The following is a 15847-nucleotide window of genomic DNA, read 5'->3' as shown; positions in this document are numbered from 1 at the left end:
CTACAAGGATCACCCCGGACCTGTAGGAGCGAGGCTTGCCCGCGAAGGACGCACCTTGGTCTTAGCGGTCGGGCGCGATGACCTGGCAAAGTTTGGACGTCGCCTCGATCATCTGCCCACTCGGCCGCTCCAACCCCTTGTCCGTCACCAACAGCAACCGCCCCTGCGCCACCGCCGCCACCTGCGGCCAGGCTTTCCACGCCTCCAGCTGCGCCTGATCACTGGCCAGAATCACGTCGGGATTACGCTGCAACACCGCCTCGACGCTGACCTGCGGCGCCGGCAATGTCAGGTCGGCGAATACATTGCGCGCCCCGCACACCTCCAGCGCATCACTGATGATCTGCCCGCCGCCAACGGTGTACAGCGGCCGATCCCACACCTGATAAAACACCCGCAACGGTTGATCCCGGCGATATCGCTGGCGCAGCACATCCAGGCGCTGGCGTAATTGCGCGGCCAATGAAACGCCACGCTCAGGCCGACCGAGTTGCGTGGCAATCGATTCGATCTGCGCAGTCAGTTGTTCGAGGTTGTGGGGTTCGGCGACATACGTAGGGATGTTCAGGCGCTTGAGTTGTTCACGCTGGGCCGGGCCAACGCTGCCGGGCCAGAGCAGAAGTAAATCGGGTTTCAGGCTGAGCAACTGCTCCATATCCAACTGGCCATAGCGGCCAACCGATGGAAGCCCGTTGAGTTCGGCAGGACGTTCACCGGCATCCAGCACGCCGACCAGAAGGTCCGCGGAGCCCAGTTCGACAACGATTTCAGACAGAGACGGCGCGAGGCTGACAACGCGCTCAACAGCGCAGGCCATGCCGCTGCCGGCCAGCAGCATCAGCGCCAGCCAGAAGCGATACATCAGCCGAGTTGACGCGGGATACGGTAGAGGTAGAACAGCACGGTGGTCGACAGCGCCAGCAGCACCAACGGCACCGCTTCAAGGCCGACGAACACCGCCAACGCACCGATCCAGGCCGGCAGGCTCGCAACCAGCAACGCCGTGCGGCGCTTGGCGGCCAGGGTAATCCAGGCGGCGGGTTCTTCCGGGGTGTCGAGGGCTTTCTGGGTGGCGATCAATGCGTGCTTGTAGCCACCAAAAAACTTCAGGCTGACAAACATCGAGGCGACACCAGCGATGAAAAACGGCATCGCCAGCACCGGCAGGAGCGCCTCGCCCTGGCCGAACACGCCATTGATCACGAACAGGGGCAGCAGGGCCAGAGCCAGGTATTGCCACCAGTTGAAGGACAATCGCCGCCGTACTTGACCGCGCGTCACGCCCGGTCTGCCTCGCCCTGATGCTCGTTGCCCATCATGTGGTCGAGCTTGCTGGCCTTGGTGGCCAGGTAGAGTTTGTTGTGCGGATTGTGACCGGTGTGCAACGGCACACGCTCGGCGACCACGATGCCCATGTCGGTCAAGGCTTTGACCTTGCGCGGATTGTTGGTCATCAGGCGCAGGGATTTCACGCCCAGGTGTTCCAGCATCGGCAGGCACATGGCGTAGTCACGCTGGTCGGCGGCGAAGCCCAGACGTTCGTTGGCTTCAACGGTGTCGGCACCGCCATCCTGCAACTCATAGGCGCGGATCTTGTTCAGCAAGCCGATGCCACGGCCTTCCTGGCGCAGGTAAAGCAACACGCCACGACCTTCACGGGCGATGGCCTGCAAGGCGGCCTCAAGCTGCGAGCCGCAGTCGCAACGCTGGCTGAACAAGGCGTCGCCGGTCAGGCATTCGGAGTGCAACCGACCCAGTACCGGGGCACCGTCGGCGAACTCACCCAGGCTCAGCACCACGTGCTCGCGTCCGTTCTCTTCGTCGAGAAAGCCGTGCATGGTGAATTGCGCAAAAGGCGTTGGCAGCTTGGAAGCGGCGACAAAAACGACAGGCACCGGTGTGCTCCTGATCAATGAGTACTGGAGTTTCGCAGAGGCGGCATTGTAACAGCAGGTTCCTACAGACGCTTAGGCTGAATTATGGGGCATAACGATCAAAAAGTTAGATCTCAGGTCCGCCCAAGCACCCTGTGGGAGTGAGTCTGCTCGCGACAGCAGTGTGTCGGAACACCGATCTTTAACAGATAGTCGCCATCGCGAGCAGGCTCACGCCCACAGGAAATCATCAGTGCCACAGGGACTTGTGTTCATTTCGAATCGAACGGATAGGGTTGTTTCCAGCGTTCGAAGATCGGTTTCAACCGGCCGCTTTTCACCAGCAACTCCATGCGCTCATCGAACAGCGCCATCAACGTCCGAGCCTTGGGCGTATCGGCGAAGCACAGGTACAGCGGCAATTCCGCGATGTGGGTGCGACGAAACTTCGAAGGATCCTTGGCCCACTTGAGGACATAGTCGACTTCGGTCAGCGCATCGATGTAGTAGTCGGCGCGGTTGTGGGTCAGCATCGACAGAATCCCGGTGCGCCGGATGACTTCGTTATAGCGCTGCACGTTGGGCAGGTAATCCTGGTAGTCGTAGCCGCGGACCCAGGCCAGTCGATAGTTGCCCAGCGTCTCCAGGGTCGGTGCCGGATTGCTTGCCAGGCCCAGGGCGTAGATGTGATCGGTATCGAAGTTCCAGCGCGGATAAAGCAGATCGCTGTTTTCGTTGCGGTAGGAGCCGACACAGGCATCCACTTCGCGGAGTTGCGCCAGGCCTACGGATCGGGTGTAAGGCTCGGTGCGGATGTCCAGTTTGACACCGGCCGGCTCGAACACTTCCCGCAGTACGTCCCAACCCAGGCCATGACCGTCAGCGGCGGTGTAGTCTTCCCAGTCTTCGCTGGCCAGATGAATCACGGACGGCGTCGTCGTGGCATCGCCCGCTCGGACGATCGAGCAAAACATGGCGAACACCATCACAACCCACCAGCGCCGAGCCATCCCTAGTCCCCTGTCTCGCCCGTCAGGCGAAAATCCACACCAGCCCTTGCATGGCCAACCACGCAAACACGCCTGCCAATACGTCATCGAGCATGATCCCGACGCCACCGTGCACATGCCGGTCGATCCAGTGAATCGGCCAGGGCTTGAGAATGTCGAAGAAGCGGAACACCAGGAACCCCGCCAGCAACCAGTACCAGCCTTCCGGTACCAGCCACAGGGTGATCCACATCCCGACCATTTCGTCCCAGACGATGCCTTCGTGGTCGTGCACCCGCAAATCGTCGGCAACCTTGCCGCACAGCCAGAAGCCGAACAGCATGGTGATGCCGAGCATCAGCCAGTAACCCCAGTCGGGCAGCATCTGCCACAACGGGATAAAGGGTAGCGCAACTAACGAACCCCAGGTGCCCGGTGCCTTTGGCAAGGTGCCCGAGCCGAAGCCGAACGCCAGGAAATGCCAGGGATTGCGCCAGACCGAAGGCGGTACGAATTCCGCCGGGACCTGTTTGGGATGATCTGTCACGGTGTCTCCCGAAAATGTTGATAGCCCCGGGTTTGCGGGGTGATGTCCTGTCCATCGGCGTCCAGCAGTACCACGCCCTGCCCGGCCTCTACCCTGCCGATCACATGGATCGGCCAGCCGGCGGCCAGCAACGCGGGCAACTCGACGGACGGTAGGGTGAAGGCCAGCACGTAATCGTCCCCGCCGCTCAACGCTGCCGCTTCGGCGCCCGATTGGCCGAGGAAGGCCACTAAAGCGTTCGACAGCGGCAATCGGTCCCGTTCAACTTGAATGCCGACCTTCGACGCCAGGGCAATATGCCCGCAGTCAGCGAGCAGGCCGTCGGAGATATCCAGCGCCGACGTGGCTTTGCCGCGTAGCGCCTGGCCCAACGCCAGCTGCGGCCGCGGCGACCAGTAATGGGCCAGCAATGGATCAGCGATGGCGGCGTCAGCCGTCCGCTGCCCCAGCACCAGCGGCAAGGCACCCGCTGCATTACCCAACTCACCGCCCACGCAGAGCAAATCGCCGGGCTGCGCACCGCTGCGGGTCAACGCCTTGCCGGCCGGCACACGACCAAACACGGTCATGGTCAGGCTCAGCGGCCCACGCGTGGTATCACCGCCCACCAGCGCCACGCCACAGTGCTGCGCCATGACGTTCAAACCACGGGCGTAAGCGTCCAGCCAATCGGCGGTCACCGTCGGCAAGGTCAGGGCAAGGGTAAAGGCAACGGGGGTGGCGCCCATGGCGGCCAGATCACTGACGGCCACAGCCAGCGAACGCTGACCGAGCAGAAAAGGGTCGCAAGGCTCTGCGAAATGCACGCCGGTAACCAGCGTGTCGGTGGAAATGGCCAACTGCTCCCCGGGGGGAACAGCGAGCAAGGCGCAGTCATCACCGATCCCGAGGGCAACGCCTTCGCCGCCTTGCGCACAAGGCGCGGCGGCGAAGAAATTGCGGATCAGCTCAAACTCGCCCATGTGGCAGCTATCAAGCGCCGATTAGCGCTTGAACGCCTTCACTTCAGCTTCACGCAGACGCGGGGCCAGCTTGTCGAGTACGCCGTTGACGAATTTGTGGCCATCGGTGGAACCGAAGACTTTCGCCAGCTCGATACCTTCGTTGATCACAACGCGGTACGGCACGTCGACGCGCTTGAGCAGTTCCCAGGTCGACAGGCGCAGAACAGCCAGTTCAACCGGGTCCAGCTCTTCGATGGTGATGTCCAGGCACGGCGTCAGTGCAGCGTCGATTTCAGGCTTGTTGGCCGGAACGCCGTGCAGGATGTCGTGGAAGTACGCGGCATCGACATCGCTGAAATCGTTATCGACCCGAAACTGCGCTTCGATCTCGTTCAGCGACTGCTTGGCCATGTGCCATTGGTACAGCGCTTGGGTCGCGAGCTGACGGGCTTCGCGACGCTTGACGCTTTTCGATGGCTTGCCGGCATCCGCAGGCTTTGGATCGCGCGGGTTGAAACGATCACTTTCGTCGCTAATCACTTGGCCTCCAACTGCGCCAGCAGGCTGACCATTTCCAGAGCGGACAGGGCAGCTTCGGCGCCTTTGTTACCGGCCTTGGTGCCGGAACGTTCGATGGCTTGCTCGATGGAATCAACGGTCAGCACGCCAAATGCGACTGGAACGCCGAACTCCATGGACACCTGGGCCAGGCCCTTGGTGCATTCGCCCGCCACGTATTCGAAGTGCGGAGTACCGCCACGAATGACCGCGCCCAGGGCGATGATTGCCGCGTACTCGCCCTTCTGAGCGACTTTCTGCGCAACCAGCGGGATTTCGAAGGCGCCAGGCGCGCGGATGATGGTGATGTCGCTTTCGCTCACGCCGTGGCGAACCAGGGCATCAACTGCACCGCTGACCAGGCTTTCAACGACGAAGCTGTTGAAGCGGCCCACTACCAGAGCGTAGCGGCCTTTAGGGGCGATGAAGGTACCTTCGATGGTCTTCAGGGTCATTCGTTAGATCTCTTAAAGAGCCGGGACGCGTTTTCTACGCATCCCTCGGTGATGTGTTAGCCGCGAATCAAGGACTGGAAACAACCGGTCATTATTCGGAGGGCACGTATTCTACAACTTCCAGATCGAAACCGGATATCGCATTAAATTTCATTGGCGCAGACATCAAGCGCATTTTGCGCACGCCCAGGTCCCGAAGGATCTGCGAACCGGCACCGACGATGCTGTAGGTGGTCGGTTTTTTCACGATGGCCTGATCCGCGGTTTCACGGATGTGCGCCAGCAATACGTCGCCATCCAGCGGGTGACCGAGCAACAGCACCACGCCGCTGCCGGCCTCGGCCACCGCGGCCATGGCGGCGCGCAGGCTCCAGCGGCCCGGTTGCTTGACCATCAACAGGTCGCGCAGCGGGTCCATGTTGTGCACGCGAACCAGGGTCGGTTCTTCGGCGCACACGGTGCCCAGGGTCAGGGCCATGTGCACGTCACCTTCCACGGAATCACGATAGGTCACCAGGTTGAACTGGCCCAGTTCGCTGTCCAAAGGCTGCTCGGCAATCCGCTGAACGGTACGTTCGTGGATCATCCGGTAGTGAATCAGGTCGGCAATGGTGCCGATCTTTATGTTGTGTTCGGCCGCGAAGGCTTCGAGCTCGGTGCGACGGGACATGGTGCCGTCGTCGTTCATCACTTCGCAGATCACGCCGCTTGGCTCGAAACCGGCCATGCGCGCCAGGTCGCACGCCGCTTCGGTGTGGCCAGCGCGGGCCAGGGTACCGCCGGCCTGGGCCATCAGCGGGAAAATGTGGCCGGGGCTGACGATGTCTTCAGCCTTGGCGTCTTTCGCCGCAGCCGCTTGCACGGTGCGTGCGCGGTCGGCAGCGGAAATACCGGTGGTCACGCCTTCGGCCGCTTCGATGGACACGGTGAACTTGGTGCCGAAGCCGGAACCGTTGCGCGGCGCCATCAAGGGCAGCTTGAGCAGCTCGCAACGCTCGCGGCTCATCGGCATGCAGATCAGGCCACGGGCGTGCTTGGCCATGAAGTTGATGTGTTCGGCCTTGCAGCACTCGGCGGCCATGATCAGGTCGCCTTCGTTCTCGCGGTCTTCGTCATCCATGAGGATGACCATCTTGCCTTGGCGGATGTCTTCAACCAGTTCTTCGATGCTATTGAGCGCCACAAGGCACCCCCTTGGGTCAGGATTTGAGGTAGCCGTTGGCGGCCAGAAAGCTTTCGGTGATGTTTCCGGAGGTTGGCTCTGCGGCCTTGTCGCCCAGCAACAGGCGCTCCAGATAACGTGCCAGCAAGTCAACTTCAAGGTTTACCCGGCGACCTGGCTGGTATGACGCCATGATGGTTTCGCTCAGGGTGTGCGGAATGATCGTCAGCATGAACTCGGCGCCATCGACCGCGTTCACGGTCAGGCTGGTGCCGTCGACGGTGATCGAACCTTTATGGGCAATGTACTTGGCCAGGTCTTTCGGCGCACGGATGCGGAATTCCACGGCGCGCGCATTCTCGGTACGGGAAACCACTTCACCCACGCCATCGACGTGACCGCTGACCAGGTGCCCGCCGAGGCGAGTGGTCGGGGTCAGGGCTTTTTCCAGGTTCACCGGGCTGCCGCTTTTCAGGTCGTTCATGGCGGTGCAGTCGAGGGTTTCGCGACTGACGTCCGCCGCAAAACCGTTACCCGGCAGCTCAACCGCCGTCAGGCACACGCCGTTGACCGCGATGCTGTCGCCCAGTTTGACGTCGCTCAAATCGAGCTTGCCGGTTTCTACGTGGACCCGCACATCACCGCCTTTTGGGGTCAATGCACGAATACTGCCGATGGATTCGATGATGCCGGTAAACATGGAGTTCTCCTCGAGAACAGGGCCGTCGCTTGGCGCAGGCCGGGAATTATACGCTCGCCGCTGGCGCAGGAATGGCGATGACTCGCCAGTCATCGCCAACCGCGCGAATTTCGGTGATTTTGAGCTCAGGCGCATCCTTCATTTGCGCGATCGGCCAGTCCAGCAGCGGCCGAGCCGAGGAGCCGAGGAACTTGCCGGCGATGAAAATCTGGAATTCGTCCACCAGACCTTGCTGGGCAAAAGCCCCGGCCAGACGCGGGCCTGCCTCAACCAACACTTCGTTAACCCCGCGATTGGCCAGTTCGACCAGCAATTTGCGCAGGTCAACCAAACCATCGTCGCCCGCCACGATCAGGCATTCCGGGCCGTTCGCGTACTGCTCTTCAATCGCCATGCAGGTGGCGACCAATGCCGGACCGGCCTTGAAAAACGGTGCATCCAGCGGCACTCGCAGACGGCCGTCGATCAGCACGCGCAGCGGCGGACGGCTCATGGCCTGGGCCGTTTGTTCGGCATCCAGGCCCAGCTCATCGGCACGCACGGTCAAGCGGGCGTTGTCCGCCAGCACCGTGTCGGCGCCGGTCAGCACCACGCTGGCCTGCGCCCGCAGGCGTTGCACCGCCGAACGTGCGGCCGGGCCGGTGATCCATTGGCTCTCGCCGCTTTCCATTGCCGTGCGACCGTCCAGGCTCATGGCCAACTTGACCCGCACGAACGGCAAGCCGTGTTCCATGCGCTTCAGGAAGCCTTCATTAAGCTTGCGCGCCTCGCCTTCCAACACGCCACTTTCGATGGCGATGCCGGCCTGGGCCAGGCGCTGCATGCCGCGACCGGCCACCGACGGGTTCGGGTCCTGCATCGCTGCGACAACCCGCGCAAGGCCGGCATTGACCAGCGCGTCGGCGCAAGGCGGCGTATGGCCGTGGTGGCTGCACGGTTCGAGGGTCACGTAAGCGGTGGCACCTCGGGCCTTGTCGCCTGCGGCACGCAGGGCGTGGACTTCAGCGTGGGGCTCGCCAGTGCGCACATGCCAGCCTTCGCCGACAATCTGCCCGTCACGCACGATCACGCAGCCAACGCGAGGATTGGGGTGTGTCGTGTAATGGCCTTTGCGCGCCAGTTCCAGGGCGCGGGCCATGTAATGGGCGTCGAGGATGGCTTGTTCGGGGGACGTGGTCATTCTTTCACCGGCTCACGGGCCAGGCGATCGATCTCTTCCCGGAACTCGTTGAGGTCCTGGAAGCGCCGATACACGGAGGCGAAACGAATGTAGGCGACTTCGTCGAGCTTTTGCAGCTCGGCCATCACCAGTTCACCGACCACGAGGGATTTGACCTCGCGCTCGCCGGTGGCGCGCAGTTTGTGTTTGATATGCACCAGCGACGATTCGAGGCGCTCGACACTCACCGGGCGCTTCTCCAGCGCACGCTGCATGCCCGCGCGAAGTTTTTCTTCATCGAAGGGCTGACGGCTACCGTCGGTTTTGATCAGGCGCGGCAACACCAGTTCGGCGGTCTCGAACGTCGTGAAACGCTCGCCGCAGGCCAGGCATTCACGCCGGCGGCGCACCTGTTCGCCCTCGGCGACCAGACGCGAGTCGATGACCTTGGTGTCGTTGGCACCGCAGAAGGGACAGTGCATGGTGGCAGGCAACAAAAAAAGGGAGGGCCATGGTAGCGCATCCCCGTGGCAAGACAAGACATAGGGTTTACGGTATACAGACTGGCTATAGAGCTTGATCCATGGATTTCACCTTGCTGGAGCCGCAAATGTCCCTAAGACCACTCGTATTGCTCAGTGTTTTCAGCCTGCTGGTGGCCTGCAGCAGCGATGCGCCCAAGCCCCAGCCGCCAACACCAGGGCCCGCCCCACAGGCCGCGCAGAAAAAAGCCAAGGAGTCCGCCAACCTCGGCCCGCTGCCCGCCTATCAGCGTGAATTGAGCGGCACCCTGCAAGGCATACCGGCCGGCGCCGAAGTTGAACTGGCGCTGCTGGTGATCGATGCCCAGGACCGCCCGCAACAATTGCTCGCCAGTTCGAGCCTGATCGGCACCAATCAGCTTCTGCCGTTTCACCTGCGCTTCAACCCGGAATCGTTCCCTGCCGGCGTTCGCGTTGAATTGCGCGGTCGCGCCAGCCAGTCCGGCCAGTTGATTTTGCACCTGCCTTCGCAGGTCATTACCCAGCCGACGACCCAGGCCTTGGGTCAGCTGCAATTCGTCAAAGCCCCATGATTGCACCGCTCGACCTGCAACGGGCGTTGGGTGAATTGCTCGGTGATGCGCAGCTTGTGCCTGTTGCGTTGCCCGATACCGAGCTGAAACTCTGGCTGATCGACGGCGATAACATGGACCGCGCGTTCAGCCCGGAAGAAACCCGGCGGATTCTGCATGAACCGCCCTACTGGAGTTTCTGCTGGGCCAGCGGCCTGGCGGTTGCCCGCTATCTCGCCGCATTCCCTGAATGGGTCGAAGGCAAGCGGGTGCTGGATTTCGGTGCTGGCTCCGGGGTGGCGGGGATTGCGGCAGTAAAGGCCGGCGCGCTGGAAGTGGTGGCCTGTGACCTCGACCCGCTGGCGATTGCCGCGTGTCGGGCGAATGCTGAACTCAATGGCGTACACCTCAACTACTCGACGGATTTTTTCGCCGAAGCGGATCGGTTTGATCTGATTCTGGTGGCCGACGTTTTGTATGACCGGGCGAATCTGCCGTTGCTCAATGAGTTTTTGAGCCGGGGCCAGGAAGCGTTGGTGGCGGATTCGCGGGTAAGGGATTTCAGGCATCCGCTCTATCAACGTATCGAAATGCTGGAAGCGATGACCCTGCCGGATCTGGCCGAGCCTGAAGAGTTTCGGCATGTGAGCCTCTACCACGCGCGGCGCGGCTAAAAGCTTCGCGAGCAAGCTTCGCTCCCACAGGTTCGGCGTCGGTCTTCAAATCGGCGTGGGCCTGTAGGAACGAGCGGTGCGACGATCCGACTTGCCCGCGAAAGCGCCCTGTCAGACCGCCCACACTTTCAGCGATACCCTGCCAAGCCTTATAGTTGCCCCATTCACGCTTTTACGAGATCCCCCATGAGTCAGGAAACGCCGTACATCTTCGACGCCACGACCGCCGATTTCGACCAGTCGGTGATCGAGAACTCTTTCCACAAACCGGTGCTGGTGGATTTCTGGGCCGAATGGTGTGCGCCGTGCAAATCGCTGATGCCGCTGCTGCAAACCATTGCCGAGAGCTACCAGGGCGAATTGCTGCTGGCCAAGGTCAACTGCGATCTCGAACAGGACATCGTCGCCCGCTTCGGCATTCGCAGCCTGCCGACCGTGGTGTTGTTCAAGGACGGTCAGCCAGTGGACGGTTTTGCCGGTGCGCAGCCTGAGTCCGCCGTGCGGGCGATGCTTGAGCCTCATGTGCAAATGCCGCCCCCCGCAGCGGCCGATCCATTCGAACACGCCCAGGCCCTGTTCGACGACAGCCGTTTCGCCGATGCCGAAGCCGCGCTCAAAGTGCTGCTGGGCGAAGACAACACCAACGCTGCGGCCTTGATCCTCTACGCCCGTTGCCTGACGGAACGGGGCGAACTGGGCGAAGCGCAAACCGTGCTCGACGCAGTGAAAAGCGACGAGCACAAAGCGGCACTGGCCGGCGCCAAGGCGCAAATCCAGTTCCTTGGCCAAGCCAAGGATTTGCCGGATGCCGCAGACCTGAAAGCGCGCCTGGCGAAAAACCCGCAGGACGATGAAGCGGTGTATCAACTGGCGATCCAGCAACTGGCCCGCCAGCAGTACGACGCCGCGCTGGATGCGCTGCTGAAGCTGTTCGTCCGCAATCGCAGCTACAGCGAAGGCTTGCCGCACAAGACCTTGCTGCAGGTGTTCGAATTGCTGGGCAATGATCACCCGTTGGTGACCACCTACCGCCGCAAGTTGTTTGCTGCGCTTTATTAACCTGCGTTGATCCAGCTATAGAGCGGCGTATCCCCGCCGCTCGACACCTTCACATCCGCGCAATGACGCAAACGCACCAGCAAGCGCTTACCCGACGCCGCGCTGCCGGTCAGCCCTTCCAACTGATCCAGCAGATCCGGCCCGCTCAATTGCCCGGCCTTGCGCAGCAAATCCTTGGCGATTTGCCACAGCGCATCATCCTGATTCACCGGCTTGGCCGGGGCGTCACTGGCCTCAGGCTTGACCACCTGCAACTGCGCACCAAGCCGCGCCCAATCGCCGTCGTCCATCTCCAGCGTCAAATCCACCGGCCAGTCGCCGATGCTTCCGCGTATACGCAACATAAGTCTGCTCCTGCACATTTCTGACGAGCATGCTCCCATGTGACTTGCGCAACGCCAAGCAGACGGTCAAACTCCCCCGCACTTTCGTTATAAGATTACATAACAAACTCTTCATTTTACTTTCGGAGACCCGCCATGCGCCGTCTGCTGCTCGCTCTGCCGTTCGCCCTGTTGCCGCTGACCGTCGCCCACGCGGCTGAAGAACATGATCATGACCATGAACACGGCAGCCTCAGCGCCCACGAACATGGCGTCGGTCGCCTGAATGCAGCGCTGGACGGTCAGACCCTGGAGCTGGAACTGGAAAGCCCGGCGATGAACCTGGTGGGCTTCGAACACGCTGCCACCACTGACGCCGACAAGGCCAAAGTGGCCGCCGCTCGTGCGCAGCTTGAGAAACCGTTGGCACTGTTCAACCTGCCGAAAGCCGCCGGTTGCGTAGTGGCGACCAAGGAACTGGAAAGCCCGTTGTTCGGTGACAAGCCGGATGCTGATGACGATCACGATGCCAAAGACGAACATCATCACGACCACAGCGAAATCCACGCCCATTACCAATTCACCTGCTCAGCCCCGGGCGCGCTGAAAACCCTGGACCTGGCCAATATCTTCAACACTTTCCCAGCCACTCAGAAGATTCAGGTACAGCTGATCAGCCCGAGCGGGCAGCAAGGGGTTGAAGTGACGGCCAAGGCTGCCGCTCTCAAATTCTGAATTCACCACCGCCCCTGTAGGAGCGAGGCTTGCCCGCGAAGGCATCCTAATAGTCAACATCTCTGTTGAATGAGATGGCCTCTTCGCGGGCAAGCCTCGCGCCTACAGGGATCGGTGTTGGATGTGACATTGAGACAAGTACCCAAAACCCATGAAATCGGCGCTATGACCCAAGCACTCATCGAACTGTCCGACCTTGGCTTCAGCTGGCCCGGTCACCCGCCGCTGCTGGACATCCCGGCGTTTCGCCTGGAGCCCGGCGAAACCCTGTTCCTCAAAGGCCCCAGCGGTAGTGGCAAGACCACCCTGCTTGGCCTGCTTGGGGGCGTTCAGAAACCCGATCGCGGCAGCATTCGCCTGCTGGGCCAGGAGCTGACCGAACTCGGCGCCGGCGCGCGTGACCGCTTTCGCGTCGATCACACCGGCTATATCTTCCAGCAGTTCAACCTGCTGCCGTTTCTCTCGGTGCGCGAGAACGTCGAGCTGCCCTGCCACTTTTCCAAACTGCGCGCCGAGCGGGCGAAACAGCGCCACGGCAGCGTCGACCAGGCCGCCGCCACTTTGCTGGCTCACTTGGGCCTGAAGGATGAAAGCCTCCTGAGCCGCCGTGCCGATTCGCTGTCCATCGGCCAGCAGCAACGGGTCGCCGCCGCGCGCGCGTTGATTGGTCAGCCGGAGCTGGTGATCGCCGACGAACCGACCTCGGCCCTGGATTACGACGCTCGCGAAAACTTCATTCGCCTGCTGTTCGCCGAATGCCGTGAAGCCGGCTCGAGCCTGTTGTTTGTCAGCCACGATCAAAGCCTCGCGCCGCTGTTCGATCGCCACCTGTCGCTGGCCGAACTCAATCGCGCCGCCACCCCGTTCGAGGTCTGAGATGTATTTGTTTCGTCTAGCCCTGGCCAGCCTGGCTAACCGCCGCTTTACCGCGATCCTCACCGCGTTCGCCATTGCCCTGTCGGTCTGCCTGCTGTTGGCCGTGGAACGGGTGCGCACCGAAGCCAAGGCCAGTTTCGCCAGCACCATCAGCGGCACCGACCTGATCGTCGGCGCGCGTTCCGGTTCGGTGAACCTGTTGCTGTACTCGGTGTTCCGCATCGGCAACGCCACCAACAACATTCGTTGGGACAGCTTTGAACATTTCGCCAACAACCCGAAAGTGAAGTGGGCGATCCCGATGTCCCTCGGCGATTCCCATCGCGGATATCGGGTGATGGGCACCACCGAGGCGTACTTCGAGCATTACCAGTACGGCCATCAACAGCACCTCGAACTGGCCGACGGCCGCGCTTTCGCCAGCGATCCGTTCGAAGTGGTACTCGGCGCCGAAGTGGCCGATGCGCTGCATTACAAGCTCGGCGGCAAACTGGTGCTGGCCCATGGCGTGGCGGTGATCAGCCTGGTCAAACACGACGACAAACCATTCACCGTGGTCGGCATTCTCAAACGCACCGGCACCCCGGTGGACCGCACGCTGCACATCAGCCTCGGCGGCATGGAAGCGATTCACGTCGACTGGCACAACGGCGTGCCGGCCCAGGGCAAAGGCCGGATCAGCGCCGATCAGGCACGCAACATGGACCTGACGCCACAAGCGATCACCGCCTTCATGCTCGGCCTCAACAGCAAGATTTCGACGTTCGCCGTGCAGCGCGAGATCAACGAATTCCGTGGCGAGCCGATGTTGGCGATCCTCCCCGGTGTGGCGCTGCAAGAGCTGTGGAGTTTGATGAGCACGGCGGAAAAAGCCTTGTTCGTGGTGTCGCTGTTTGTGGTGCTGACCGGTTTGATCGGCATGCTCACGGCGATTCTCACCAGCCTCAACGAACGACGGCGCGAGATGGCTATTCTGCGCTCGGTCGGCGCCCGGCCCTGGCACATTGCGACTTTGCTGGTGCTGGAGGCGTTTGCCTTGGCACTGGCCGGCGTAATGGCCGGGCTGGGGCTTTTGTATGTGGGCATCGCCCTCGCCCAAGGCTATGTGCAAGCCAATTACGGTTTGTACCTGCCACTTGCCTGGCCCAGCGAGTATGAATGGACGCTGCTCGGTGGCATCCTGATCGCCGCGTTGCTGATGGGCAGCGTGCCGGCGTGGCGCGCGTATCGCCAATCCCTGGCCGATGGCCTGTCGATCCGACTATGAGGACGTTAATGATGCCCCGCGCTCTGCTTGCGCTGTTGATGCTGGTCGCCCTGCCGCTGTGGGCGGCCGAGCCGAAAGAGCTGACCTGGTCGGAAATGATCCCGCCGGACGCCGCACCGGAAGTACCGAACATGACACCGCTGCACGACCTGTCGCAGATGAGCAGCGCGCTGGAATCGGCGCCCGCCGCCAGACAAGACATGCCCAATGCACCTGTGGTGAAAAACCTCGACGGGCAGAACATTCGCTTGCCGGGTTACATCGTGCCGCTGGAAGTGAGCGAGGAAGGTCGCACCACGGAGTTTTTGCTGGTGCCGTATTTCGGCGCCTGCATCCATGTGCCGCCACCGCCGTCGAACCAGATCGTGCACGTGAAAAGCGAAGTGGGCGTGAAGCTGGATGAGCTGTATCAGCCGTACTGGATCGAGGGCGCGTTGCAGGTCAAAGCGTCGACCAGTGAGCTGGCGGACGCGGGGTATCAGATGGAGGCGGACAAGATTTACGTGTATGAATTGCCGGAGTGAATCCGGCGATTCTGTATTGCTTGATCGATAGCTATCGCGAGCAGGCTTGCTACCACAGGGGATCACCAAATCTCTGTGGGAGCGAGCCTGCTCGCGATGAGGCCATCTGCCGCACAACAAAAACAAGGCCATCACTGTTTCATTGAGCTGAGTCAAAAGACCGTATCAGACGCCTCCGTACCATTGGACATCGAATATTTTTAACGTCCTTTGGAGCTCCTATGCACAAGTCCTTGCTCAGCGCTTCGCTGTTTGCCGTCGCGCTCGCAGCCCCGCTCGCTTACGCCCACGAAGCCGGTGACATCCTGGTTCGTGCCGGTGCAATCACCGTCAACCCGAAAGCCGACAGCTCCAGCGTCAAGGTCGATCAAGGCCCTCTGGCCGGCGCCGACCTGGGTGGCAAGGCGACCATGAGCAGCGACACGCAACTGGGTCTGAACTTCGCTTACATGATCGACAGCCACTGGGGGATCGAACTGCTCGCCGCCTCGCCATTCGAGCATGACGTGAAGATCAAAGGCACCGCCCTGGGTGCAGCCAACGGCAAACTCGGCACCCTGAAACACCTGCCGCCAACCCTGAGCGTTGTGTACTACCCACTGGACGCGAAGTCTGTATTCCAGCCATATGTCGGCGCCGGCATCAACTACACCTGGATCTACGACGAGCACGTCGGCAGCGAAGCACAAGCCAACGGCTTCAGCAATTTCAAGGCGGATAACTCTTGGGGCATGGCGTTTCAGGTTGGTGCTGACTACATGATCACCGACAACATCATGCTCAACGCCCAGGTGCGCTACATCGACATCGACACCACGGCGACCGTGGAAAACAACGCCGTGGCGCCGGGTACTCGTGCCAAGGTCGATGTGGACGTCGACCCGTTCATTTACATGGTTGGCCTGGGTTACAAGTTCTAAACCCACACACACAAAAAAGGCGCCTCG

The 15847-nt window shown here is 61.5% G+C and carries 21 protein-coding genes; 8 read left to right on the top strand and 13 right to left on the bottom strand.

What is annotated here, in order from left to right; translation table 11 throughout:
- Positions 1-61 precede the first annotated feature (61 nt).
- From AB4N91_RS00295 to nrdR, 12 genes are all read right to left on the bottom strand, one after another.
- Complete coding sequence (locus AB4N91_RS00295; RefSeq protein ID WP_154501864.1) at positions 62-862, bottom strand: cobalamin-binding protein; 801 nt, start codon at positions 860-862, stop codon at positions 62-64.
- Positions 862-1281, bottom strand: coding sequence for an MFS transporter (locus AB4N91_RS00290; protein WP_077749232.1), 420 nt, complete (start codon positions 1279-1281; stop codon positions 862-864). The genes AB4N91_RS00295 and AB4N91_RS00290 overlap by 1 nt, the downstream gene beginning before the upstream one ends.
- Positions 1278-1895 (bottom strand): GTP cyclohydrolase II, encoded by a 618-nt coding sequence (ribA, locus tag AB4N91_RS00285; RefSeq protein WP_027924335.1) that lies wholly within the window; start codon positions 1893-1895, stop codon positions 1278-1280. Before ribA ends, AB4N91_RS00290 begins: the two co-directional genes overlap by 4 nt.
- A 251-nt stretch (positions 1896-2146) precedes the next feature.
- A complete protein-coding gene (locus AB4N91_RS00280) occupies positions 2147-2884 on the bottom strand; it encodes a substrate-binding periplasmic protein (RefSeq protein ID WP_460112013.1) in 738 nt (245 codons plus the stop codon).
- Between the two features lie 22 nt (positions 2885-2906).
- Complete coding sequence (locus AB4N91_RS00275) at positions 2907-3410, bottom strand: phosphatidylglycerophosphatase A family protein (RefSeq protein ID WP_008033735.1); 504 nt, start codon at positions 3408-3410, stop codon at positions 2907-2909.
- The gene (gene thiL, locus AB4N91_RS00270; protein ID WP_010467325.1) at positions 3407-4372 is read right to left on the bottom strand and encodes a thiamine-phosphate kinase; all 966 of its coding nucleotides are present in this window, start codon (positions 4370-4372) and stop codon (positions 3407-3409) included. The genes AB4N91_RS00275 and thiL overlap by 4 nt, the downstream gene beginning before the upstream one ends.
- A gap of 21 nt (positions 4373-4393) precedes the next feature.
- Entirely contained in the window at positions 4394-4894 is a 501-nt protein-coding gene (nusB, locus tag AB4N91_RS00265; protein ID WP_077749235.1) for a transcription antitermination factor NusB, read from the bottom strand.
- Positions 4891-5367 carry a 6,7-dimethyl-8-ribityllumazine synthase gene (gene ribH / locus AB4N91_RS00260; RefSeq protein ID WP_003185938.1) on the bottom strand — a complete coding sequence of 159 codons (477 nt, stop codon included), beginning with the start codon at positions 5365-5367 and terminating at the stop codon, positions 4891-4893. The genes nusB and ribH overlap by 4 nt, the downstream gene beginning before the upstream one ends.
- 91 nt (positions 5368-5458) lie before the next feature.
- A complete protein-coding gene (gene ribBA, locus AB4N91_RS00255) occupies positions 5459-6550 on the bottom strand; it encodes a bifunctional 3,4-dihydroxy-2-butanone-4-phosphate synthase/GTP cyclohydrolase II (protein ID WP_010467323.1) in 1092 nt (363 codons plus the stop codon).
- Positions 6551-6566: 16 nt separating this feature from the next.
- Positions 6567-7229: a riboflavin synthase gene (locus AB4N91_RS00250; RefSeq protein WP_010467322.1), complete on the bottom strand. Its 663-nt coding sequence runs from the start codon at positions 7227-7229 to the stop codon at positions 6567-6569.
- Positions 7230-7275: 46 nt separating this feature from the next.
- Positions 7276-8409 carry a bifunctional diaminohydroxyphosphoribosylaminopyrimidine deaminase/5-amino-6-(5-phosphoribosylamino)uracil reductase RibD gene (ribD, locus tag AB4N91_RS00245; RefSeq protein WP_154913619.1) on the bottom strand — a complete coding sequence of 378 codons (1134 nt, stop codon included), beginning with the start codon at positions 8407-8409 and terminating at the stop codon, positions 7276-7278.
- On the bottom strand, positions 8406-8870 hold the full coding sequence (nrdR, locus tag AB4N91_RS00240; RefSeq protein ID WP_003228656.1) for a transcriptional regulator NrdR: 465 nt from the start codon (positions 8868-8870) through the stop codon (positions 8406-8408). The genes ribD and nrdR overlap by 4 nt, the downstream gene beginning before the upstream one ends.
- Positions 8871-8998: 128 nt before the next feature.
- On the opposite strand from nrdR, the gene AB4N91_RS00235 reads away from it, so the two are divergent.
- The 3 genes from AB4N91_RS00235 (at position 8999) to trxA (ending at position 11175) form a co-directional block, all read left to right on the top strand.
- Positions 8999-9463, top strand: coding sequence for a YbaY family lipoprotein (locus AB4N91_RS00235; protein ID WP_042932997.1), 465 nt, complete (start codon positions 8999-9001; stop codon positions 9461-9463).
- A complete protein-coding gene (locus tag AB4N91_RS00230) occupies positions 9460-10116 on the top strand; it encodes a class I SAM-dependent methyltransferase (RefSeq protein ID WP_154913621.1) in 657 nt (218 codons plus the stop codon). The genes AB4N91_RS00235 and AB4N91_RS00230 overlap by 4 nt, the downstream gene beginning before the upstream one ends.
- Positions 10117-10302: 186 nt before the next feature.
- Positions 10303-11175, top strand: coding sequence for a thioredoxin (gene trxA, locus AB4N91_RS00225; RefSeq protein WP_077749238.1), 873 nt, complete (start codon positions 10303-10305; stop codon positions 11173-11175).
- Here the strand turns inward: trxA and AB4N91_RS00220 are convergent.
- Entirely contained in the window at positions 11172-11519 is a 348-nt protein-coding gene (locus tag AB4N91_RS00220) for a hypothetical protein (protein ID WP_010467317.1), read from the bottom strand. The two genes, trxA and AB4N91_RS00220, sit on opposite strands and share 4 nt — an antisense overlap.
- Before the next feature lie 135 nt (positions 11520-11654).
- Here AB4N91_RS00220 and AB4N91_RS00215 point away from each other — a divergent pair, with 135 nt between their 5' ends.
- The 5 genes from AB4N91_RS00215 to AB4N91_RS00195 all read left to right on the top strand — a co-directional run bounded on the left by AB4N91_RS00215 (position 11655) and on the right by AB4N91_RS00195 (position 15820).
- Positions 11655-12233 (top strand): DUF2796 domain-containing protein, encoded by a 579-nt coding sequence (locus AB4N91_RS00215; protein ID WP_460112012.1) that lies wholly within the window; start codon positions 11655-11657, stop codon positions 12231-12233.
- Between the two features lie 165 nt (positions 12234-12398).
- Positions 12399-13109, top strand: coding sequence for an ABC transporter ATP-binding protein (locus AB4N91_RS00210; RefSeq protein WP_010467315.1), 711 nt, complete (start codon positions 12399-12401; stop codon positions 13107-13109).
- Position 13110: 1 nt separating this feature from the next.
- The gene (locus AB4N91_RS00205) at positions 13111-14376 is read left to right on the top strand and encodes an ABC transporter permease (protein ID WP_460112011.1); all 1266 of its coding nucleotides are present in this window, start codon (positions 13111-13113) and stop codon (positions 14374-14376) included.
- A gap of 11 nt (positions 14377-14387) precedes the next feature.
- Positions 14388-14900 carry a DUF3299 domain-containing protein gene (locus tag AB4N91_RS00200; RefSeq protein WP_042932995.1) on the top strand — a complete coding sequence of 171 codons (513 nt, stop codon included), beginning with the start codon at positions 14388-14390 and terminating at the stop codon, positions 14898-14900.
- 221 nt (positions 14901-15121) lie between these two features.
- Positions 15122-15820: an OmpW/AlkL family protein gene (locus tag AB4N91_RS00195; protein ID WP_010467312.1), complete on the top strand. Its 699-nt coding sequence runs from the start codon at positions 15122-15124 to the stop codon at positions 15818-15820.
- Positions 15821-15847: the final 27 nt, after the last annotated feature.

The organism is Pseudomonas sp. H3_D04 (assembly GCF_054669175.1).
Note: the sequence above shows the minus strand (reverse complement) of the source record. Positions and strands in the feature narration are given on the sequence as shown.